The organism is Ralstonia flaminis (genome assembly GCF_958415495.1).
Lineage (GTDB): Bacteria > Pseudomonadota > Gammaproteobacteria > Burkholderiales > Burkholderiaceae > Ralstonia > Ralstonia flaminis.
The window spans coordinates 96938-119081 of the sequence record NZ_CATZLL010000011.1 but is presented as its reverse complement, the minus strand read 5'-3'; the positions used below and the strand labels follow the sequence as shown (position 1 = coordinate 119081).

Annotated in this window: 19 protein-coding genes and 1 pseudogene; 10 read left to right on the top strand and 10 right to left on the bottom strand. The window is 62.5% G+C overall.

What is annotated here, in order from left to right; all coding sequences use genetic code 11:
• Positions 1-46 precede the first annotated feature (46 nt).
• From R2N11_RS17465 to R2N11_RS17430, 8 genes are all read right to left on the bottom strand, one after another.
• Positions 47-1804 (bottom strand): PHA/PHB synthase family protein, encoded by a 1758-nt coding sequence (locus R2N11_RS17465; RefSeq protein WP_199030876.1) that lies wholly within the window; start codon positions 1802-1804, stop codon positions 47-49.
• A 141-nt stretch (positions 1805-1945) separates the two neighbouring features.
• Positions 1946-2443 carry a hypothetical protein gene (locus tag R2N11_RS17460; RefSeq protein WP_316681779.1) on the bottom strand — a complete coding sequence of 166 codons (498 nt, stop codon included), beginning with the start codon at positions 2441-2443 and terminating at the stop codon, positions 1946-1948.
• 91 nt (positions 2444-2534) lie between these two features.
• A complete protein-coding gene (gene mgtA / locus R2N11_RS17455) occupies positions 2535-5162 on the bottom strand; it encodes a magnesium-translocating P-type ATPase (RefSeq protein ID WP_316681777.1) in 2628 nt (875 codons plus the stop codon).
• Positions 5163-5165: 3 nt separating this feature from the next.
• On the bottom strand, positions 5166-6740 hold the full coding sequence (locus tag R2N11_RS17450; protein ID WP_316681776.1) for a thymidine phosphorylase family protein: 1575 nt from the start codon (positions 6738-6740) through the stop codon (positions 5166-5168).
• A gap of 20 nt (positions 6741-6760) precedes the next feature.
• Entirely contained in the window at positions 6761-7039 is a 279-nt protein-coding gene (locus R2N11_RS17445) for a DUF1488 family protein (RefSeq protein ID WP_316681775.1), read from the bottom strand.
• Positions 7040-7094: 55 nt separating this feature from the next.
• The gene (locus tag R2N11_RS17440; RefSeq protein WP_233176967.1) at positions 7095-8057 is read right to left on the bottom strand and encodes a ribose-phosphate pyrophosphokinase; all 963 of its coding nucleotides are present in this window, start codon (positions 8055-8057) and stop codon (positions 7095-7097) included.
• Between the two features lie 2 nt (positions 8058-8059).
• Entirely contained in the window at positions 8060-9418 is a 1359-nt protein-coding gene (locus R2N11_RS17435) for an MBL fold metallo-hydrolase (protein WP_316681772.1), read from the bottom strand.
• Between the two features lie 15 nt (positions 9419-9433).
• Positions 9434-9856: an Hsp20/alpha crystallin family protein gene (locus R2N11_RS17430; RefSeq protein ID WP_199030882.1), complete on the bottom strand. Its 423-nt coding sequence runs from the start codon at positions 9854-9856 to the stop codon at positions 9434-9436.
• Between the two features lie 321 nt (positions 9857-10177).
• Between R2N11_RS17430 and R2N11_RS17425 the strand changes: the two genes are divergently transcribed.
• The 4 genes from R2N11_RS17425 to R2N11_RS17410 all read left to right on the top strand — a co-directional run bounded on the left by R2N11_RS17425 (position 10178) and on the right by R2N11_RS17410 (position 13791).
• Entirely contained in the window at positions 10178-10384 is a 207-nt protein-coding gene (locus R2N11_RS17425; protein ID WP_199030883.1) for a lecithin retinol acyltransferase family protein, read from the top strand.
• Positions 10385-10470: 86 nt separating this feature from the next.
• Complete coding sequence (locus R2N11_RS17420) at positions 10471-10692, top strand: hypothetical protein (RefSeq protein ID WP_316681771.1); 222 nt, start codon at positions 10471-10473, stop codon at positions 10690-10692.
• Between the two features lie 141 nt (positions 10693-10833).
• The gene (gene ftsH, locus R2N11_RS17415; RefSeq protein ID WP_316681849.1) at positions 10834-12687 is read left to right on the top strand and encodes an ATP-dependent zinc metalloprotease FtsH; all 1854 of its coding nucleotides are present in this window, start codon (positions 10834-10836) and stop codon (positions 12685-12687) included.
• 87 nt (positions 12688-12774) lie between these two features.
• Entirely contained in the window at positions 12775-13791 is a 1017-nt protein-coding gene (locus R2N11_RS17410) for a CorA family divalent cation transporter (RefSeq protein ID WP_316681770.1), read from the top strand.
• On the opposite strand, the pseudogene R2N11_RS17405 reads toward R2N11_RS17410, so the two are convergent.
• Positions 13753-14735 (bottom strand): annotated as a pseudogene (locus tag R2N11_RS17405) (1-phosphofructokinase family hexose kinase). The gene R2N11_RS17410 and the pseudogene R2N11_RS17405 sit on opposite strands and share 39 nt — an antisense overlap.
• 234 nt (positions 14736-14969) lie before the next feature.
• On the opposite strand from R2N11_RS17405, the gene R2N11_RS17395 reads away from it, so the two are divergent.
• From R2N11_RS17395 to R2N11_RS17375, 5 genes are all read left to right on the top strand, one after another.
• Complete coding sequence (locus tag R2N11_RS17395) at positions 14970-16169, top strand: DUF3300 domain-containing protein (RefSeq protein WP_316681769.1); 1200 nt, start codon at positions 14970-14972, stop codon at positions 16167-16169.
• Positions 16169-17116, top strand: coding sequence for a DUF2950 domain-containing protein (locus R2N11_RS17390; protein ID WP_316681768.1), 948 nt, complete (start codon positions 16169-16171; stop codon positions 17114-17116). The genes R2N11_RS17395 and R2N11_RS17390 overlap by 1 nt, the downstream gene beginning before the upstream one ends.
• 37 nt (positions 17117-17153) lie before the next feature.
• On the top strand, positions 17154-17981 hold the full coding sequence (locus R2N11_RS17385; RefSeq protein ID WP_316681767.1) for an ATP-binding cassette domain-containing protein: 828 nt from the start codon (positions 17154-17156) through the stop codon (positions 17979-17981).
• A gap of 3 nt (positions 17982-17984) precedes the next feature.
• A complete protein-coding gene (locus R2N11_RS17380) occupies positions 17985-18755 on the top strand; it encodes an ABC transporter permease (RefSeq protein ID WP_316681766.1) in 771 nt (256 codons plus the stop codon).
• A gap of 79 nt (positions 18756-18834) precedes the next feature.
• A complete protein-coding gene (locus tag R2N11_RS17375) occupies positions 18835-19404 on the top strand; it encodes a BCAM0308 family protein (RefSeq protein WP_316681765.1) in 570 nt (189 codons plus the stop codon).
• A gap of 189 nt (positions 19405-19593) precedes the next feature.
• Here the strand turns inward: R2N11_RS17375 and R2N11_RS17370 are convergent, their stop codons facing one another.
• The gene (locus R2N11_RS17370) at positions 19594-20187 is read right to left on the bottom strand and encodes a rhomboid family intramembrane serine protease (RefSeq protein ID WP_316681764.1); all 594 of its coding nucleotides are present in this window, start codon (positions 20185-20187) and stop codon (positions 19594-19596) included.
• A 139-nt stretch (positions 20188-20326) separates the two neighbouring features.
• Between R2N11_RS17370 and polX the strand changes: the two genes are divergently transcribed.
• Positions 20327-22075, top strand: coding sequence for a DNA polymerase/3'-5' exonuclease PolX (gene polX / locus R2N11_RS17365; RefSeq protein WP_316681763.1), 1749 nt, complete (start codon positions 20327-20329; stop codon positions 22073-22075).
• The last annotated feature ends 69 nt before the right edge of the window (positions 22076-22144 follow it).

Below are 22144 nucleotides of genomic sequence, written 5' to 3'. Positions count from 1 at the left end.
TGCCGGCGTACCAGCCGTACGCCGTGGTCTTATCCTGCTCACGCATTTATTTCTCCAGCACGTAGATGCCAGGCGCATCGCCCAACGGCGGCAGGCCCGGAGCCCCCATCTTCGGCGGCTTGACCGGTGTGGGGGCAGATGCATGCGTGGTCAGCCACGCATGCCATGCCGGCCACCATGAACCGTCCGTGGTTGGGGCCGACGCCAGCCAGTCATCCGGCGCCAGCGAAACCCCGCCCGCGTGACGTGTCTGCATCTGGAAGCGCCGATGCGAATTTGCCGGTGGGCTGACAATGCCGGCATTGTGGCCGCCGCTGGTCAGCACGAATGTCAGCTCCGCCTCGGTCAAGTGATGCAGCTTGTAGACCGAGCGCCATGGCGCGACATGATCGGTCAGCGTGCCCACCACGAAGATCGGCAGGTCCAGATCGTTCAGGATCACCGGCTTGCCGTTGACGGGGTAGCGGCCCTCGCTCAGGTCGTCGTTCAGGAACAGGCGCCGCAGGTACTGGCTATGCATGCGCGCGGGCATGCGCGTGGCATCGGCGTTCCAGGCCATCAGGTCGTTCATGGGCGCGCGATCACCCAGCAGGTATTCGCCCACCACGCGTGACCACAGCAAGTCATACGACCGCAGCATCTGGAAGGCGCCAGCCATCTGGCTTGCACGCAGATAGCCGGTCTGCGCCATCTGCGCCTCAAGCAGACTGACCTGAGCTTCGTCAATGAAGAGCCCCAGCTCACCCGGTTCGCAAAAGTCCGTCTGCGCGGCAAAGAGCGTCATGGACGCCAGCCGCGCATCGCCATCGCGCGCCATGGCCGCCGCTGCAATGGCCAGCAGTGTGCCGCCCAGGCAGTAGCCCGTGGCGTGCACGCGCTGATTCGGCACGATGGCGTTGACCGCATCGAGCGCGGCGAAGACGCCGAGCTTGAGGTAGTCATCCATGTCGAGATCGCGGTCGGCCTCGTCAGGGTTCTTCCACGAGATGCAGAACACAGTATGGCCCTGCTCCACCAGATAGCGAATCAGCGAGTTCTGCGGGGACAGATCCAGGATGTAGTACTTCATGATCCACGCCGGCACGATCAGGATGGGCTCGGCCTGGACCTTGGGCCTGACAGACGGGTTGGGCGCGTACTGGATCAACTCCATCAGGCGATTGCGCAGCACGACCTTGCCGGGCGTCACCGCCACGTCGCGCCCCACCACAAAGCGTTCGGTGCCGGCGGCCGGCGCACCGCTCATGGCACGTTCCAGATCGTCAAGCGCGTTGAGCGCGCCCCGCACGAGATTGGCGCCGTGCTGCTCAAAGGTTTGACGCAGGACGACGGGGTTCGTCGCCAGTTGGTTGCCCGGCGACATCATGTCGAGCCACTGCCGTGCGGCAAAGGCCACCACGTCTTCATGGTGCTGGGCGACACCCCACACGCCGCGTGTTGTCGCCTCCCACCATTGCTCAGTCAGCAGGAAGGTTTGGTGCAGCACGTTGAACGGCCACAGGCGCCACTCATCGGCCTGGAAACGACGGTCTTGTGCCGGCGGCAGAACGCAAAGACTCGCCTGTTGAGGGCCAGCCGCCATGCAGTTCTGGATGTAGCGCCCGAGCTGCTCGGCCTGGGTCAGTGCCAGGCGGCACAGATCGAGCCGCTTGCCGGGCGACACCGCCAAGTGCAGTGCCCAATCGAGCAACGCCAGTTGCATCGATACCAGTGACAACGAACCCGACGTACGTGCAAGTGCAGCGTGAAACGGTGGATCAATCAACTCGGCAGCTGGGGAAGACGGCACGGGGGCGGTGCGCATGGTCGGGGCGTTAAACGTTTGCAAATATGCAATCCATTAGATGCCAGCTGCCGCAGCATGAACTTGATGCATCTCAAACCGAGACAAGAGTGCCGACTCTAGACGCCCTTCACAGAAATGACACGCAGCCTTTGCAAGGCATCACAACGGCGGCGGCGGGGCGCCCCGATACAGTGCAAAGTCGTGCCGTTTGTCTTGCGCGGTGACGCGAATCGAATCGCCGTCGTCAAAAAACAGCGCTGTCGGCACGGTGCGGTTGATGCTGAAGCCGGTATCCGCCGCCAGCCCGGCGAATTGCGACTCCAGCTCAGCACTCAGCCACTCACCAATGCGTCGGCACACCTGTTCCCGACCGGGGTGGCCCAGTGCGCAGTAGACGCGGGACGCATCGGCAGGAAAATGAATCGCCAGCGCGCACAACATCGAATTGCCATGTGCACCGAGCCAGGGCCATTTGGCTTCAACGTTGTAGCCTCCGCAATCCGAGCGCGTCGCACGAATCAACGCGCTCCAAGGCAAGGTTGCTGCCACCGTTGCCTCAAGCTCCCACAGCGTGGCCGCAAATACTTCATCGGGCTGTTTTTCCAACATGGTTTCCCCCACTGGGGCGTATTCCCACCCCTTCTTGTCTTGACCCATGCTACGACGCCAGACCCAAGGCGCGGCTGACGATAGTCAAATGGGCACGCTCCCGCGCCCTCTGTGCATGGCGCCCGTACCATCGACCAGCTCAGTCGAGCCCGTACCGGCGCACGTACCAGGTCTTCATCAGATGGGTGAGCAAGGCATAAACGACAACAATCGCCACCAGGCAGGGCCAGTAGGCAACTGGCAAAGGCACAAAGCCAAACAGCGTGCCCAACGGTGTCAGCGGCATGGCAACCCCAACACAGGCAATGGCGACACTGGTTGCGATCAGAGCCGTACTTGCACGGCTTTCCACAAAGGGCACCTTGGCGGTCCGGATGATGTGGATGATGAGCGTCTGGGTCAGTAGTGATTCGACAAACCACCCCGATTGGAAAAGTTGCGGATTGCCCCAAGCATGAAACACCCCCAGCATCAGGGCGTACGTTGCAAAGTCGAACACCGAACTGACAGGCCCGATGTACAGCATGAACTTCAGGATGTGGCCGATCTCCCACCGACGCGGCCGCACAAGGTAGTCCTCATCCACGTTGTCAGTCGGTATGGCGGTTTGCGAGAAGTCGTACAGCAAGTTGTTCAGCAGCACCTGGACCGGCGCCATCGGCAGAAACGGCAGAAACAGGCTGGCGCCCAGCACACTGAACACGTTGCCGAAGTTCGAGCTGGCACCCATCTTGATGTACTTGACGATGTTGCCGAAGACCTTGCGCCCCTCCGTCACACCCTCGCCCAGCACAGCCAGGCTTTTCTCCAGCAGGATGATGTCGGCGGATTCCTTGGCGATGTCCACGGCACTGTCCACCGAGATACCGACATCGGCCGTCTTGAGCGCCGGCCCGTCGTTGATGCCATCCCCCATGAAGCCGACAACATGCCCCTTGCGGTGCAGCGCCTCGACAATCGCCGCCTTCTGTGCGGGCGACACCTTGGCGAACACCGAGGCGCGCTCCGCCATCTCGGCCATCTGATCCGGCGACATGGCGGACAGCTCCGTGCCCAGTACAACGGGATCGACATCCAGACCGACCTCTCGGCAGATCTTGCGCGCAACGATGGTGTTGTCACCGGTCAAGATCTTGACGGTAACTCCGCTGGCCTTGAGTGCGGAGAGGGCTTCGGCAGCGGTCTCCCGCGGCGGGTCAAGAAACGCGATGAAGCCGAGCAATATCAGGTCCGACTCATCCGCCACGGCGTACTGGGACTGTTGCTGCGGTAACGCCTTGTACGCCACCGCCACCGCACGGAAACCATCGCTATTCAAGTCCTCCGCCATGCGCTTGGCGTGTTCCAGATGCCCTGACTCCAGCGGACCGACCTCGTCGCCGCTGACGTAGCGCGTGCTGACGCCCAGCACCTCTTCCACCGCACCCTTGCAGATCAGAACGTGGCTGCCATCGCTCCGCTCCAGAACCACCGACAGGCGTCGCCGCTCGAAGTCGAATGGCAGTTCGTCAATCTTGCGAAAGCGCGCGTGGACGTCCAGCCGCTGCTCCAGCTCAACGTGCTTGAGCACCGAGATATCCAGCAGGTTCTTCAGGCCAGACTGGTAGAAGCTGTTCAGGAACGCATACTCCAGCACCTGATCGGACTCCTCGCCACGCAAGTCCAGGTGATGTTTGAGAATGATGCGGTCTTGGGTGAGCGTGCCTGTCTTGTCGGTACACAAGACATCCATGGCACCAAAGTTCTGGATAGCGTTGAGCCGCTTGACGATGACCTTCTTGCGCGACATGGCGATCGCGCCCTTGGCAAGGTTCACCGTCACGATCATCGGCAGCATCTCGGGCGTCAGGCCCACTGCAACAGCCACAGCAAACAAGAGCGCCTCAAACCAGTTGCCTTTGGTCAACCCGTTGATAAGGAAGACGGTTGGCGCCATCACCAGGATCAACGTCAGCATGAGCCAGGTAAAGCGCGTGATGCCACGGTCGAAGCTGGTCTGCACACGCTGTGCGGCAATCAGGTCTGCCACGCTCCCGAAGGCGGTCTGCTGACCGGTCGCCAGCACGACGCCTGTGCCAAATCCGCTGACAATCGCGCTGCCCATGAAGCACAGGTTGGGCAGATCGAAGTCTGCGTCGACCATCCCGCCATACTGCTCGGCGTGCCGTTCTTGCGGCATCGCTTCGCCGGTCAAGGCGGACTGGTTGACGAACAAGTCCTTCGCACTGAGCAACCGCAGGTCCGCCGGCACCAGGTCGCCAGCAGCGAGTTGCACGATGTCACCCGGCACCAACTGTTCAATGGGAATCTCTTCGTTGCACTCTGTTCCATCGCCGCCCATACGGCGGGCAGCCGCGGTGGTATGAACCATGCGCCGCAACGCCTCTGCGGCCCGGTTCGAGCGATGCTCCTGCAGAAACCCCAGCGTCACGCTCAGCACCACCATCCCCGCAATCAGGACAGCCGCCCGAATGTCGCCAAGCGCGGCCGAGATACCCGCCAGTGAAATCAGCAGTACGTTGAGCGGATTGAGTGAGCGATTTGCCAGCTCGGCAAGTACGGATGCATGGTGCCCGTCGGCCACCCGGTTCAGACCGTACTCGCGAAGGCGCGCGGCGGCCTCTTGCTGCGTCAGGCCTTGCGGTCGTGTCTCCAGGCTATCGAGCACATCCTGCGGTTGCATTGCCGCCCATGCCGATGGGCTCGTGCGGGCCGAATGCGGTTGCATCGCCTTTGGAATTGCCCTCCAGGATGGCCGCCCGCGCATCGTTCACTGCCCTTGCTGGCAAGTGGGTGCCTCAGGCGAGCACACAGCCACATGCTCGATTGGGGCCAGAGATACCGCCGCGTGCATCCGCGCATAGGCTGAGGAGTACTCCAACTCGCCCGAGGCCTGAGCGTGAATGGTAAAGAGCGGCTGCCCCGCCTGAACCTGATCGTGCAGCCTTGCGTGCATTTCTACGCCGGCCACTTGGCGCACCGGCGCCCCGGCAAGCTTGGCGATACGGGCGAGGTGCCGGTTGTCGATCTCGGTCACGATGCCATCGTGTTCGGCAACAACATCGCGACGAAAAATCGCTTCGCCCGGTACGCGCAGCCCGCCTTGCGCTTCGCAGATCTCCTCGAACTTGCGCCACGCAGCACCACTGTCAAGCAAGCTCGTCGCCAATTGAAGCCCCTCGCCCTGCGCTGCCGCCTCACAGAACTCCAGCAGTACCGCAGCCAGCAGCAACGACCGTTCCCGCAAATCAAACGGTGCCGTTGGCGAGCGCTGCAGCACGGCCAGAACGTCTCGCGCTTCAAGTGCCGGGCCAATGCCACGGCCGACGGGTTGAGAGCCGTCGGTACGCACGATCATGACGCGCACACCAAACGCTCGCGCCACGCGCTCCAGCAGCATGCGCAAACGCTCCAGATCCTGCAGGCGGCGCACTTTGGCTGTCGGCCCAACCGGCACGTCGATCAACACGTGGGTCGACCCAGCCGCGATCTTCTTTGACAGGATGGAGGCCACCAGCTGGGCATCGCTGTCCACATCCAGCGCCCGCTCCACGCGGATCAGCACATCATCTGCGGGGCTCAGGCTCAACGCACCGCCCCAGGCTAATGAAGCCCCCACCCGATCAACCACGCGCCGCAGCTCCGTGGCGCTCAACGCCACGCGGGTGAGGGTTTCCATTGTGTCGGCCGTGCCGGCGGGTGAGGTGATCGCGCGTGAAGACGTCTTGGGCAGCAAAAGCCCCGCCGCTGCTGCAATCGCCACCACGATCGGGCTGGTACGGTTGCCGGGCAGGCCGCCCACGCAATGCTTGTCCGCCACGACGGCGCGATCCCATTTGAGACGCTCACCCGTATCGACCATCGCTTGCGTCAGGTCGATGGTCTCTTTGATGCTCATACGCTCGCCGCCGCAAGCGCTCAGGAATGCTGCGATATGGACATCGGCATAGCGCTCCTTGGCGATATCGCTCACGACGCTTGCCAGTTGGTGCGTATCCAGATGCGCCCCATAGATCTTGGCCCGCACCGCTCGCAACGACTCCAGCGCGGGAGCATGGCTGACGGTAACGGCATCGCCCGGCCTAGCCATCAGCGACTCGACGGCGCTGACGGACAGGCTGACCTCGTGCATCTCCAGCAAGCCTGAACCAACCAGATTGAGTGTCGCTATCAAGGACCGCTGGCCAATCCGTACATCCACCCGGGCCTGTGCGGTGAACCCTTCCGACCGGCAGATCGCACAGTCCGGATGCATGTAGATGACATGCTCCTGCCAGGTGTCGATGCCCAGGGGCTTGAAGATCAACCGATCTGGCAGCACCGTTACCTCAGGCGGAACAAGCATGGCGACGGCTCCCGATCCGCTTAGAGGCCAAAGCGGAAGTGGCCACTATGCAGGGTGATCTGCTTGGACCCGGTCATCTCAAACATGGCCCGGGCAACGGCCTCGATATCGTTGCGGTGCCCCGAGAAGGCCTGCACGAGATCTTCTGAACGGCACGACCGGGCACCAAAGTGGTCTTCGAGTGCTTCTGCCGTAATGGCATAGGTAGCGTTATTGCCATCCACCGAGGCGCCGCACAGCAACGTTGGGCCCGCCGCACAGTAGGTTGGCTCGCAAGCCAGGAATTCGATCTGTTTCATAAGGCATCTCTCACGGGGTGGGGGTCTTGGCATCGTCAGCGTAGGAACCCAGCCCTTACCACGCAAGGCGCCGCGTCGCGGTGGGCAGAGGTAGATCAAACATGTGCGAGATCGCCGCGGCGATGGGCTCCGTCAGCTCGATGCGGTTCGTGGGGTGGGCGATGGTGTCGCAGGTGACCACGTCGGCCGCTACGGCGCTCAGCTCGCTGTAGGCATCGGCGGAAAACACGGCATGCACTGCCACGCATACGGGGCGCGGCAATCCTGCCCTGCGCAACTGGTTGGCCGCTGCGATCATGGTGCGGCCGGTGGAGATGATGTCGTCAAGCAGTACAGGCGTGCGCTCCGTCTGCAAATCGGATCGGACAGCCGACACCTCCACACTCCAGGCGCTGTGGCGCGTCTTGTTCAGGACAGTCCAGGGCGCATTGCAGAGGTTGGCCACGTGCTCGACCCACTGGCGGCTTTCTTCATCGGGCCCTACCAACAGCGGGTTGGTTACGTGGGCCTGCAACCAGGCAGCCACTGCCGGTGCAGCCTGCACTGTCACCGCAGGCACCGCATAGATGTCCGACAGGTTTGGAATGCGATGCAAGTGAGGATCGACCGCAACCATCCAGTCGAAGTAGCGTGTCAGCAGCTCAGCAAAATGCTGCGCTGCGCAGATCTCCCCCGGCTGGAAGATGGCGTCTTGCCGCATGTAGGCCAAATACGGCGCGACCAGTCCAACGCGGCGCGCCCCACCCTGGTGGGCCGCAATGGCAAGCCATAGGAGCGCCAGCACTTTCTCGTCCGGCCGATCCAGCGTACAGACGACCACCACTTCAGCATCGCTCACGGGCGTTTGCAGCCTCACGTGGGACTCACCATCGGGAAAGCGCTTGAGTTCGGCGTGTCCAATTTCGGCGGCCAGCGGCACGGCCAGCCTGCCGGCCGCCGCCTGGTTACCGGGCAAGGCCAGTACCACACGCCTGGGCGTCTCACCCATGACCGTACGAAGTGGTGTTGGGGTTTCCATGTTCAGCTCAGCACATAGGACTGCCGGTACTCCGGCATGCATACCGGCCATTGCAGCTCGCGTTCAATCCGCTGGCGTAAAGCGTCGCTGGCGGCCGGCTCGCCGTGGACGATGAATGTCTGCTGCGGCGCGCGAGAGAAGCCGCGCAGCCAGGTCATCAGCTCGTTGGCATCGGCGTGGGCGGAAAGATTGGCGATCTGCTCAACCGCCGCACGGATGGCGACATCGCGGCCATGCACGCGCAGTTGCCGCTGCCCCGCCACCAGCGCCGCCCCACGCGTGCCGGCAGCCTGGAAACCTGACATCAGAATGGCATTGCGCTTGCCGCCGCCAAAGCTCTTGAGGTGATGCAAGACACGGCCGCCAGTGGCCATTCCGCTGGCTGCGAGGATGATCTTCGGCGCCCGGTCGTTCGACAGATGCATCGACTGCTGCGGGCTTTGCACTGGAATCGCCAGAGCACAGGCCGCCTGACAATCCACGGCATCGATGTGCAGTTCGTCAACGTGGCGTGCAAACACCTCGGTGGCCCGCTCGGCCATCGGGCTATCAAGATAGATCGGTACGTGCGGAATCCGATGCGCCTGGATCAGCTTGTAGAGGCAGTACAGCAGCGCTTGCGTGCGACCGACCGCAAATGCCGGAATCAGCAGCGTGCCGCCCTGCTCCAGGGTCCTGTGCACGATGCGTTCGAGTTCGTCGAGCGGATCACCGGATGGATGCAGCCGATCCCCATAGGTGGATTCGACCAGCAAGGTATCGGCCTCCGCCAGGGGCTCAGGCGGACGCATGACAGGATCGGCTTGCCGCCCCAAATCGCCCGAGAAGACAATGCGCCGGCCTTCCGCCAGCACCGTCACCGTGGAGGCGCCGATGATGTGTCCGGCACGGTGAAACTCGGCCTCAACCCCATCCGCCACAGAGAAGCGTTCCCCATAGCCCATAGGGTGCAATCGGCGTAACGCCTTGGCAGCGTCGTGTTCGTCGTAGAGGGGCAATGCAGGATGGTGGCGCGAGAAACCCTGTGCGTTGGCGTACTGGGCATCTTCAACGGCAAGCCGTGCGCTATCGGGCAGCAGGATGTTGCACAGCTCGGCTGTACCCTTCGTGCAGTAGACGGGACCACGAAACCCGTTGCGCACCAGTAGCGGCAGGTAGCCGCTGTGGTCGATATGGGCACGCGTGAGGACGACGGCGTCGATATGGTGCGGATTGACGGCAAGCGCGTCCCAGTTCCGCAGTCGCAAGGACTTGTAGCCCTGGAACAGCCCGCAATCAACCATGACGCGATGCGCGCCTGTCTCCAGCACGTACTTCGAGCCGGTCACCGTTTCGGTGGCCCCGAGAAACTGCAATCGCATGCGCCGCTCCCGCGCTCAACGAATCGTGATGCGTTGCTGCGGAGAAGCTTCCTTCTTGGGCAGCGTCACGTGCAGCAGCCCGTTCTCGTAGGTGGCTTCGACCTTGCCTTCGTCGATGACGGCATCCAGCGTGAACATACGCTGCATCGATCCGCTGTAACGCTCGCTGCGGATGACGCGCTCGCCCTCCTTCTTCTCGGACTGGCGCTCCACCTTGGCCGAGAGCATCACCGTGCCGCGGTCGACGGTCACGTCAATGTCTTCCTTCTTCGCGCCCGGGATTTCCGCAACGACGGTGTACGCAGTGTCGGATTCCGTTACGTCGACTTTGAACGGCAATGCGCCCTCCACGCCACCGCGAAATGACCGCAGAAGCCCTTGAAAAATGTCACCCACCGGTTCGATGGCAAATGGGTCGTAACGCCTGATTTGACTCATGACAGCCTCCTGATGAATGGCCCCGCAGAACTCGGGGGGCCGGCCTATTCATCGTGGCACGACGGGTCGGACACGTTTTGCGGCAGATCAACGTCGCGAGGCATCGTCATCCTGGCCGCGTGCGCCATCAGCCCCAAGCGATCTGATGCCCCTTACCATCGCCCGCCTCGGTGCCTTCGGAGGGGTCCACAACGCCTGTCAGATTTCCCTGACACGAAGGCGCACCGGCCCGACAGCATATTCAGCCCTGCCTGCATGACGCCCTTGTCTGCGCCGCCAATACTGGGGGCATACAAGCAGGCCACCCCACAGGGGCACGCCATGCGTCGGAACATCGCAGCCCCCACCGTATGGCACGCACAGGAAGGGGTTGCCCAGCCGCATCTGGCCTTGCTCGTCGGCGCGCATCTCGACACTGAGCGCAAGGGGTATGAGCATCACAGCATCCATGTGGGCGATGGTCAGGTGATTCACTATGCGGGCCGCATGCACACTTTTTCGGCTGATGCTGCTAGCGCTTGCCGTTGAGTGGCGCACAGCATGGCCCGAAGCGCAGGTCGCCAGAGGCACCAGACGGCATGCGTACGAGAAGACCGCAGAAGCTGGAGGACAAAATGCTGAACGACCACACATCTCTTCGCGAATTGCTCGCCAAGTGGTTTGGCCCGAGCGATACGCCGCATCTGCGCATCACGCGCCTGCACTGTCCCGGGCTCGAACGCGGTTGCGTGCGAGCAGAGCTGGCCACATCGACGCCGACGCTGGCGATCATCTTCTTTCGCCACCAGACCGGCTGCCGGCAGCTGTTCCCTCCATCTCACGTGCGCCCCAGATAGCCGTGTGAACGCTCACGTGTGCGGGTCCGTTGATCCGTATCAAACGCGCTTCGGTTGAAAGCGCGAAGCTCCAAGCAGGCTCGGTACGTCGGCCACGCAACGGCAGCGCTCTTGAGCGAGGCCAACAAACGGATAGACGGCATGGAACCGCGGCAGCAAAAATTCTCTATCTGGTATGGCATCGTGGCGATGTTGGCCATACTCGCCATCCAGACCCGGTTCCTCTCCGACCAGGTCGAGACGCTGCCTTACAGCGATTTCAAGGTGCTGTTGAAGGCGGGCAAGATCAAGGACGTTTCCGTTGGTGAACAGGACATCACCGGCACGTTCTCCACGGAGGGCGTTGACGCGCTCCTCTCGAAGCCGCAGATCGAAGAAATCAACCGCGCAGGTAACGGTGACCATGCTTTCCTGACACTGCGCGTGACCGATCCGACGCTCGTGCCGGAACTGGAAGCCGCCAAGGTGCGCTTTGTTGGCCGCCCTGACAACAAGTGGCTGGGGGCGCTCCTGTCATGGGTCGTGCCCGTGCTCATCGTCTTGGCCCTGTGGCGTTTTCTCATCAAGCGCATTGGGGGCGCCGCCGGCGGGCTGATGGAGATCGGAAAGAGTAAAGCCAAGGTCTACATGCAGAAGGAAACGGGCGTGACCTTTGCTGATGTTGCCGGTATCGACGAAGCCAAGGAAGAGCTGTCTGAAATCGTGAGCTTTCTGAAGGATCCCCTGCGGTACCAACGCCTGGGCGGCAGGATTCCCAAAGGGGTTTTGCTGGTGGGAGCCCCCGGCACCGGCAAGACGTTGCTTGCCAAGGCTGTTGCGGGTGAAGCGGCGGTTCCATTCTTCAGCATGAGCGGCTCCAGCTTTGTCGAGATGTTTGTGGGTGTGGGTGCCGCTCGGGTGCGCGACCTGTTCAGCCAGGCCGAGACCATGGCGCCCTGCATCATCTTCATCGACGAACTCGATGCCTTGGGCAGAACCCGCGCGCTGAGCATGGTTGGCGGCAACGAAGAACGCGAGCAGACCCTGAACCAACTGCTGGTGGAGATGGACGGCTTTGACAGCAACAAAGGCGTCATCATCATGGCAGCGACCAACCGCCCCGAGATACTGGACCCGGCGCTGCTGCGCCCCGGCCGCTTCGACCGCCACATCGCACTGGATCGGCCAGACCTCAAGGGGCGCGAGCAGATCCTTCGGGTTCATGTCAAAAACGTCATGCTCGGCAGCGATGTGGACTTGAACAAGATTGCCGCCCGCACGCCCGGCTTTGCTGGGGCGGACTTGGCCAACCTCGCCAACGAAGCAGCGCTGTTGGCCGCCCGCAAGGGCAAATCGGCGGTCGAGTCAGAAGACTTTGACGAGGCACTGGATCGTATCGTCGGTGGGCTCGAAAAGAGGAGCCGCGTGATCAACGCCAAGGAGAAGGAGACCATCGCCTACCACGAAGCAGGACACGCCATCGTTGCAGAGCATCGACCCCTGGCGGACCGCGTCTCCAAGGTGTCCATCATTCCCAGAGGCGTTACCGCGCTGGGCTACACGCAGCAAACCCCCACGGAAGATCGCTATCTTCTCAAGCGCAGCGAGTTGCTCGACCGGCTCGATGTGCTGCTGGGCGGCTATGTGGCGGAGCAGATCGTCTATGGCGATGTCTCCACCGGCGCGCAGAACGACCTGCAACGCGCCACCGACATGGCCCGCCAGATGGTCACCCAGTTCGGCATGAGCCAACAGCTCGGCCTGGCCACCTATGAAGATGCGCCCAACCCCCTCTTCTCGGGTACAGGATGGGCGCGGCGCGAACGCAAGGACTACAGCGAAAACACCGCGCAGTTGATCGACACGGAGGTACGCAACGTGCTGGCCGAGGCAAGCACCCGCGTAACAGCCACGTTGAAGGGCCAACGCACCAAGCTCGAAGCGCTGGCCCGACGGCTGCTCGAGAAGGAGGTGGTCGATCGGCAGGATCTGGACAGGGTCCTGGCCGACCCATGACTGAACAGGGCCAAGCCAGGACACTGCGTGAACGATGTGAAGACTGAACGCAGGCCCATCCAGCAGGACAGATGCAAGGAGGCCGAAATGAGCACCGAAACACTGGCAACAGAGGAAGTACGTTCCCTGCCGCTGGATCGTGGCTACGTGTTTGCGGAAGGCGGAACCGGCCGCAGGATCAACGCAGATGAGGCCATCGAATGGCTCAGCCGCCCTTCAAGCGAGGCCCCAGGGTTCCTTTGGCTGCATTTCCATGACGTCCCAACCGTACTGAGCGGTTGGCCAAGCCAACTTGTGACGCTGCCTCTGGGGTTCGGCGATGCCCTGCGGGAAGGTCTACGCTCGACCCGCATCGAACACGTCCATCAGAATCTCATTGCCGTGGTCAACGACGTCGATTACGACGTTGACCACAAGGGCCCGCCCAGCGTCGCGACGTTATGGCTGAGTGTCAGCGTTCGGTGTCTGCTGAGCGTCAGCAGCCTACCCCCGCGTTCAGTCGACCGGTTAAGCCGCGAGGTGGAGGCCGGCAGCACTTTTCTCAGCCCAGCGGCACTCCTGATCCGACTGTTGCAAGAGCAGGCTGATGTCTTGCTGGGCATTGTGCGAAGTGCGACCCAAACCGCGAATGAAGTGGAAACCGCTCTGCGTATCGGAAATCTGCCAACGCGTTCGAGCCTGGGCGGCATTCGCCGCGATCTTGTGCGCCTGCGGCGTCTGTTGGCGCCAGAACCAGCAGCGCTGTTCCGGCTGGTCAATCACCCTCCGCGCTGGATGCGAGAGGAGGACGCGCAATCCTTAAGGCAATCGGCCGAGGAATACTCCCTGGCGCTGCGGGACATGGCTGGCCTTCAAGAGCGGATCCAATTGATCGAAGGCGAAATCGCCGACAGGGTCGCCGAGCATACCAACCAGAGCGTGTGGGTGCTGACGGCGGTGACTGTGGTGGCCTTGCCGATCAACCTGGTCTCAGGGCTGCTGGGAATGAACATCGGCGGTATTCCGTTCCGAGGCGCACAGAACGGTTTCTGGATTGTTGCCCTGCTATCACTCACGCTGACGAGCCTAAGTGCGTGGCTCATCTTTCGGCGCAGACACGACTGAAGCTGCGCTCGATAGCGAAACGCCCTGGTAGTACCGCTCGATTTCTGCGGCGCTACCCAGCTCGGTTCCAGCATGCCCGAGGGCAGCGCCGGCGGCGGCCATGCTGTACCGAAATGCCTGGCGCACGTCAGCTCCCCAATTCAACGCCCACACCATTGCGCCGACAAAGCTATCGCCCGCACCAATGGTGCTGTGAACCGACGTTGCAACGGAGCTTGCATACGCCACGTCGTCCTGGGTCACCAGCATGGCTCCGCCCGCACCCAGCGTGAGTGCGACGACATCTGCATGCCTTGCCTGGACAATCTCCCGGGCCGCACGCAAGCAATCGGCTTCCGTCTCCAGGGTCAGTCCAGTCAGTTGCCGAAGCTCGTTGAGGCTCGGCTTGATCAGGTAGGGCGCGCTAGGCAGCGCAAGACGCAGTGTCGGCCCCGATGTATCCAGTACGACGCGGCTGCCGTGCGCCTTGGCCATGCGGATGACCCGTGCGTAAAAATCTTCAGGCACCCCGAGCGGCAGGCTTCCGCTCAATACGAGGTAGAGCGGCGCAGGGTGCAGCCCATCAAGGCGGTCCAGGCAGTGCTGCCACTCCGCCTCAGAGACGACCGGGCCTGGCATCACGAACCGGAACTCGCGGTGGGTGGAGGTTTCCGTTACCGAAAAATTCTCCCGGGTCTCGCCACCAATCCGGAGCTGCTCGAATGGCAGCCCTTCTGCGGTCAATAGCCACGCCAATCGTTCCGCCATGGGGCCACCGGCAAGATACACGGCCAGGCAATCGCCGCCTAAGCGATGGACGACGCGGGCAACGTTGATGCCCCCTCCGCCCGGATCGCTGCGCACCGCGGCGCAGCGCAGCGCATCTTGTGCGTATCCGTCATGCGCTCGACCGACGTGGCGATATCGATCGCTGGGTTGACGGTGAGCGTGACGATGTCCGGCATGGCAAGCCTCCTGGGCGACGATTCGAAACACGGCACCGCGCCGCACCCACAACCGGCTCTTCCCGGCAGTTTGCGAGCCGTACTCCACTCCACTCTCATCATGGGCACGCAAATGCGCGCCAGCGTTGATACGCATCAACCGTCATCGGCACGCCTGACCCAATATGGATCGCATGAGGAACAGGCCCGCCAAGGGCTCGCTGCTCCAATGTCGTGAAGGTGAGGAGGCTGTCGATGAACGCGAGATCGGTGAAGCCGATGGCAGTGGCCCTGGCGCTCGTGCTGCTGCTCTTCAACGTGGCCTTCTCTCAACCTGGCGTGCTGTTAAGCGACCCGCCTCTGGCCAGTGCCGAACAGCTCGATCCATTGTTGGCGCCAATCGCGCTGTACCCGGATCCGCTTGTCTCCCAGATCCTCATGGCGGCCACGTATCCGCTCGAAGTGGTGCAGGCCGATCGTTGGCTGCAGGAGCCCAGCCATGCCGCGCTTGGCGGTGATTCGTTGACCAACGCGCTTGCACCGCTGCCATGGGACCCGAGTGTGAAATCGCTGGTGCCGTTCCCGGGGCTGCTGCGCATGATGGATGACAACCTCGACTGGACAGAGCGCGTGGGCAACGCATTCCTGGCGGACGAGGCGGCTGTGATGGATTCAATCCAACGTCTACGCAGTCGTGCCGCCGCTGCCGGCACACTGGCATCGACCACGCAGGCGATTGTGTCGACAGAGGACGGTGCCATCACCATCGAGCCGACCAATCCTGAAGTCGTCTACGTTCCGGTCTACGATCCCTACGTCGTCTATGCGCCTTGGCCGTATCCCGCGTACCCGCCCTACCTCTTTCCCGATATCTGGGGTGGTGTGGTCATCGGCGGGCTCGGTATCGGCTGGGTCGGTTTCTCGGTGGTCGTCCCGCTGTGGGGCTGGGACCACGTCAACTGGCACGGCCATCGCATTGATATTGATCGCGGGCGCTTCGGCAATATCGACCACCATCGCGCTCCCATCAGCGGTATCTGGGCACATGACCCGGGGCATCGTCACGGCGTTCCCTATCCGAGCGCGATACCAGCGGGGCGATTCGGTGGTGCTGCCATTTCACCGGATGTGCGGCGTGGTTTCCAGGGCTATCCGATGCCCTCCGCAACGCCGGCCGGATCCGTCATTCGCCCCTCTCCCGTGGGACCTGCACGCCCGGCGCTCGATGCGCCGCGGAGCTCGCCACGTCAGGCGCCTACGGCGCGCCCGGCTGCGCGTGCACCGTCGCCAAGCTACCCACCAACATTCGAGTCGTACGGACACGGCGCCGACGTGCGCGGCCAAGCGCAACGTGGGCAAGCCAGCCGTATGTCGGCCGCACCGCAAACAAGCGCGCCCTCGTTCAGAGGTGCCGCGCCACACGCCGCACCCGCTGGCGGCGGCAGGAGACGATGATGCGAGAGACTTGCAAAGTGGCGTGCCTGCGCCGTCTTGCCATCCTTCTTGTGGCGCTGGCAGCCTGGATGACGTGCCCGTCATCATGGGCCGACCGGCAGTTGCAGCAGGGCTTCGCTTCCCCCGAGAAGGCCGCCGAGGCGTTGGCCGCTGCCTGGCGCAGCGGCAATAGCGATGCCCTTCTCGCACTGTTCGGCCCAGGTGGGGCGAAGCTGGTGCGGTCCGGCGACCCGATCGGAGAACAGATCGCCCGAAGCAAACTGGCCTCAGCGTACGACGAAGCGCATCGAATCGAAACCGATGGCGCGGGCTATGCAGTCATCATTCTTGGCAAGGACGATTGGCCGTATCCGATTCCGTTGGCAATGCGCGGCGCGCAATGGCAGTTTGATACCCAAGCCGGTGCGCAGCAGATCATTGACCGGCGCATCGGCCATCACGAGGCCCATGCCATCCGCGTCTGCCGCGCATATGTTGAAGCACAGTTGCGCTATGCCGCATCGCATCGCACCGTGGATGGGCAGCCCGAGTTCGCCCAACGTATTGCCAGTTCACCCGGCAAGCACGATGGCCTCTACTGGGTCGCCTCGGCCGGCGAGGAAGAAAGCCCGATGGGGCCACTCATCGCGATCGCAGATGCCCAACGTCACTCCATATCGGCTGCTGTAGCTGTCACGCCATTTCATGGCTATGTCTTTCGCATTCTGACGCAGCAGGGCGCCCATGCACCGGGTGGCGCACACGACTACGTTGTCAACGGACACATGACGCGCGGCTTTGCATTGCTCGCCTTCCCTGCGGCGTTTGGTGCATCCGGCGTCATGACATTCGTCGTCAATCAAAACGGTGTCGTCTACGAGAAGAACCTCGGGCCGCACACGGCTGACATCGCCCGTCGCATGCGGGTGTATGACCCGGATGACAGCTGGAAGCCCGCGCTCCCCTGAGATGGCCCAGAAACACGCCCGCCGCATACACCACGTCATGAACGGAACGCCCACCCCGAATAGCAACGAGGCCCCCGCAATCGTCACGGAGCAGTTGACCAAGCGATTCGGTAGTGTGGTGGCACTCGATGGGTTTTCGCTGGCCATCGCCAAAGGGCAGATCTTCGGCCTGCTCGGCCCGAATGGCGCGGGCAAGAGCACCACGATCAAGATCCTGACGACCTTGCTCGATGCCAGCTCAGGTTCGGCCAGAGTTGCCGGTTTCGATGTAGCCAGGAGCCCTGTCGAGGTGCGGCGCCGTATCGGGTATGTGCCGCAACTGCTGTCAGCCGACGGCGCGCTGACTGCGCGTGAGAACCTGGATCTGTCAGCTCGCCTGCACGGCCTTCATGGTGCCCGCCGCAAGGAGCGCGTACAGGAGGCGCTGGCGTTCGCGGGGCTTGGCAATGTGGCCGATCACCTCGTGCGGACCTATTCAGGCGGCATGATCCGCCGCCTGGAGGTAGCGCAAGCAACATTGCACCACCCCGAGATCCTGTTCCTCGACGAGCCGACGATTGGCCTGGACCCGATGGCGCGAAAGACCGTGTGGGAGCGCCTTGAGCAGCTTTGCCAGGACCACCAGGTGACGATCCTCATCACAACGCACGACATGGAAGAAGCCGACGTACTGTGCGACTGTCTGGCGGTGCTCCACGAAGGCCGACTCGCTGTCGTCGGCAAGCCTGAGGAACTGAAATCGCAAGTGGGCCCCGGGGCAGACCTGAATGACGTATTCGCACATTTCAGCGGCGCAGTGATCGAGCATGGCGGCAGTTACCGAAACATTCGCGAAAGCCGAAGTGCCATCCGACGACTGGGGTGACGAATGTTCAGTGTCCTGTACGAAAGTTTCGCCGTTGCAGACGCAGAGATACGCAAACTGCGCCGCGATCCGACCGAGCTGCTCTCTCGCGCCATCCAACCGGTGCTGTGGCTTGTCGTGTTCGGCCAGGTGTTCAGCGCCGTGCGCGGTATTCCCACCGGCCAACTGCGCTACCTCGACTACATGACGCCGGGCATCCTGGCGCAGAGCATTCTGTTCTCCTCAATCTTCTACGGCATTGCCATCATCTGGGAGCGCGACCTGGGCATTGTTCACAAGCTGTTGGTCACGCCTGCCCACCGCAGTGCTCTGGTACTTGGCAAGGCGTTCGCTGCTGCCCTGCGTGGCCTCGTTCAGGCGATGGTCGTCTACCTCATTGCCGTGGCGCTTCTCGTTTCCGTGCGCACGCAGCCGCTGGCTATCGTGACTGTCATTTGCAGCGTGTTCATCGGCTCATGCATTTTTTCCACGTTTTCTTTGGTAATTGCCTGCATCGTGAAGACACGTGAGCGCTTCATGGGCATCGGCCAGGTGTTGACGATGCCACTTTTCTTCGCCTCGAACGCGATCTACCCGCTCGACCTCATGCCGCCCTGGTTGCGGGTTCTCGCCACGATCAACCCACTCACCTACCTCGTCGATACGCTGCGTGGCGCGATGATCGTCGGGGGTGTCAGCAACTACGGCATCACAACCAGCTTTGGCGTCATGATCGGCGTATTCGCGGTGCTGCTGGCCGTTGCCACGCGCCTCTATCCAAGCCTGGCGCGTTGACGGCCGTCATCCTGACGCGCGTGGGAGGTTTGCTTGATCCAGCCCAAACCGCAATGCGTTGCGATGGCTAAGCTGAGAAATGACCGACCGCTCGCTCCAGATCGAAGTGCGCTGCGCATCGGCAGAACTGCGATCAACAGGAGTCAACATGAAATTGCGTTCCCAATCCGGGCGGGTCCGGCCGGCACGCTGGAGCCCTTTCTCCGAAGAGCCGATCCATGAGCACTACCGCCAACCCGACAAAACCCCGGCAGCAAGCTGCTGCCCGGTTTGCGGAGCCGTCTTTCTGAAGGGCCGCTGGCAGTGGCGCAATCCGCCTCCCGGCGCAAAGACGATGGTCTGCTCCGCTTGCCGGCGCGCGGCGGACCAAGTGCCCGCAGCACGCATCCGTCTGTCAGGTCACTTTGAAGCGGCCCATCGGGAAGAAGTCCTCATGCTCGCGCGCCATCGCGAAGCGGCGTTGCGGGCGGACCACCCAATGGAGCGCATCATGGCGGTGGAGTCGACGGCAGACAGCACCGAAATCCTGACAACAGGGTTCCACCTGGCGCGAGACATCGGCCACGCAATCCACCATGCGTTCCAGGGGCGACTGACGTTCAATTACGGCAACGCCGCAACCGAACTGCATGTGGAGTGGGCTCGATAGCGCAACAAGACAGAAGACAAGGTGCTGCCGCCCCAGAAAGACCTCCGTCTCTGCGCTGGCGGCACGGTGGACGCCCTTCAGCGGAACGCCGTCGCGAAGCATGTTCCACACCGTTTGCGACCCAACAACGGCGCTGTGCGCCTCCAGCTTGAAACGCTACGGATAGCGCTGAGACAACACACGCCCGCCCTATGATTCCCGCGCTGGGCCGTGCAACCAATGCCAGAGCATCAGCCCGCTCCCAACCATGCCGCCCAGATGGGCGAAATGCGCGACATTGCCTTGTGTTCGGCTCACGCCAAGCACCAGTTCAACGATCGCGTAGAGGGTCGCCAGCAACCAGGCTGGCATCGGAATGGGCGGAATCAACAGAATGACGGTTCGATGCGGGAACAGTACGCAATACGCCAGGAGCAGTCCGAACACGCCACCCGAAGCGCCAATCACCGGCGCCGCTGGAAGGAACCCCAGCGCTGTGCAAACGATTTGAGCCAATGCGGCACTCAATATGCTGGACACGTAAAGCAGCCAGGCGCGCAGCGCACCTAACGTGCGCTCGACATCGCGCCCGAACATGTAGAGACCGAACATGTTGAGCACAAGATGGGCGCCATTTGCGTGGAGGAAAGCGTAGGTCAGCGGCTGCCAAGGCATGAACACGCCATTGCCATCACCCGCCGACGCTACCAGCGGCCACAACGCGAAGGTGCGGATCAGCGCATCTCCAGCAAAGATCTCTGCGAGAAACACGACCACGTTGGCAACGATGAGCAGCTGGACCATGGAACCCCCTTTGATCTGTGATCACGATACGGGGGCGTGCATCTGCAGGGTTGATCTCGCGCAACCCGGATTCACGAATCAATGAAACGATGAGACATCTGTGCGCTGCCTATCAGTTCCGCAAAGTTGAGGCTCTCCCATGCTGCAGACGGTTCCAGCTCAACATCAGGTGAACCAAACGATCGCGACGGTCTTCAACGAGATCGCTGACCTTCTTGAGGTTGAAGACGCCAACCCGTTCAGGGTGCGCGCCTACCGCAACGCCGCACGCGTCATCGATGGAATGGCCGAAGGTGTGGATGTCATGCTGGCGCGCGGCGCGGACTTGGCCGAGCTGCCGGGTATCGGCACCGACCTCGCGGCAAAGATGCGGGAAATTGTTGAAACAGGAACCTGCTCCATGCTCGTCCGGGTACGTGGAGAGGTCCCGCAGTCCATGGTCCAACTCCTTCAGTTGCCGGGGCTCGGCCCGAAGCGGGCCCGCATGCTGCAGCACGAACTGGGGATTACCACGCTGGATGACTTGGCCAAGGCGGCGACCACCCATCAAATTCGAGCACTGCACGGCTTTGGCACTCAGAGCGAACAGCGCTTGTTGCAGGCCGTCAGCGCACGCCTGGAGCGTCATCGCCGTTACGGTCTTGTCGTCGCCAAGCCGTGCGCCGAAGCCTTGACACGCTATCTGCAGGCAAGCGGCACGGTGGAGCAGCTTGTCGTCGCGGGAAGTTACCGCCGAGGTCTCGATACCATCGGCGACCTGGACTTGCTGGTAACGGCCCGGAACGCCGCGTTGGTTATCGAGTACTTTGTCCAGTACCGAGAGGTGGCCAGCCGGATTTCCGCTGGTACAACCCGCGCCAGCGTCGTGCTCAAGAACGGCATGCAGATCGATCTGCGGGTTGTGAAACCGGCCGCTTTTGGGGCGGCGCTGGTGTATTTCACGGGCTCGAAGCCCCACAACATCGCGCTGCGCAAGATCGCGCAGGCGCAGGGCCTGAAGATCAACGAGTACGGCGTGTTTCGAGACAGCGAACGTATCGCCGGGCAAACCGAAGCGTCGGTCTATCGCGCCGTCGGTCTGCCGTGGATCTGCCCCGAACTCCGTGAGGACCAGGGCGAACTCGAGGCCGCACGCAAAGGCATGCTGCCTACCCTCGTGGAAGAGCGCGACGCCAAGGGAGACCTTCATGTCCACACGACCGCCAGCGATGGAACCGCCAGCCTGGAAGCGATGGCAGAACAGGCACGCCGACGAGGCCTTCAGTACCTGGCGATTACCGACCACTCGCCACGCATAGCCGTCACCCATGGGTTGACAGCAGAACGCCTGGCCGCGCAGGCCGATGCAATCGATCGTTTCAACGCCGAACACGAAGGGTGGCCGGTGTTGCTCAAGGGCGTCGAGGTCGACATTCTCGAAGATGGATCGCTGGATCTGCCCGACGCGGTGCTGGGGCGTCTGGATCTCGTCATTGGCGCCGTTCACAGCCATTTCATCTTGCCGATGGAGAAGCAGACCACCCGCATCCTCCGCGCGATCGACCACCCGCATTTCAGCATCCTGGCGCATCCCCTGGGCCGCCTGATCGGCGAACGCAACGCCTGCAACGTGGATCTCAAACGGGTGTTGAAAGCGATTGCGGAACGTGGCTGCTACGTTGAGGCCAACGCGCAACCCGCTCGCCTTGACTTATCCGACTACGGATGCCGCCTGGCAAAAGCCACGGGCGTATTGGTGAGCATTGCCTCGGACGCCCACAGCCCAGCCGACCTCGCCAACCTGGCGTTTGGCGTCACACAGGCGCGTCGAGGATGGCTCGAACAGGCTGACGTGCTCAACACCCGCCCGCTGAACGCGCTGCTTGCACTGCTGAAAGGGACCATGTAGCCGCCACACTCTTCTCATTTTCAGCCAATGGATCACGCCTTGCTCTCGGTCAAATGCACGCTTCACGCA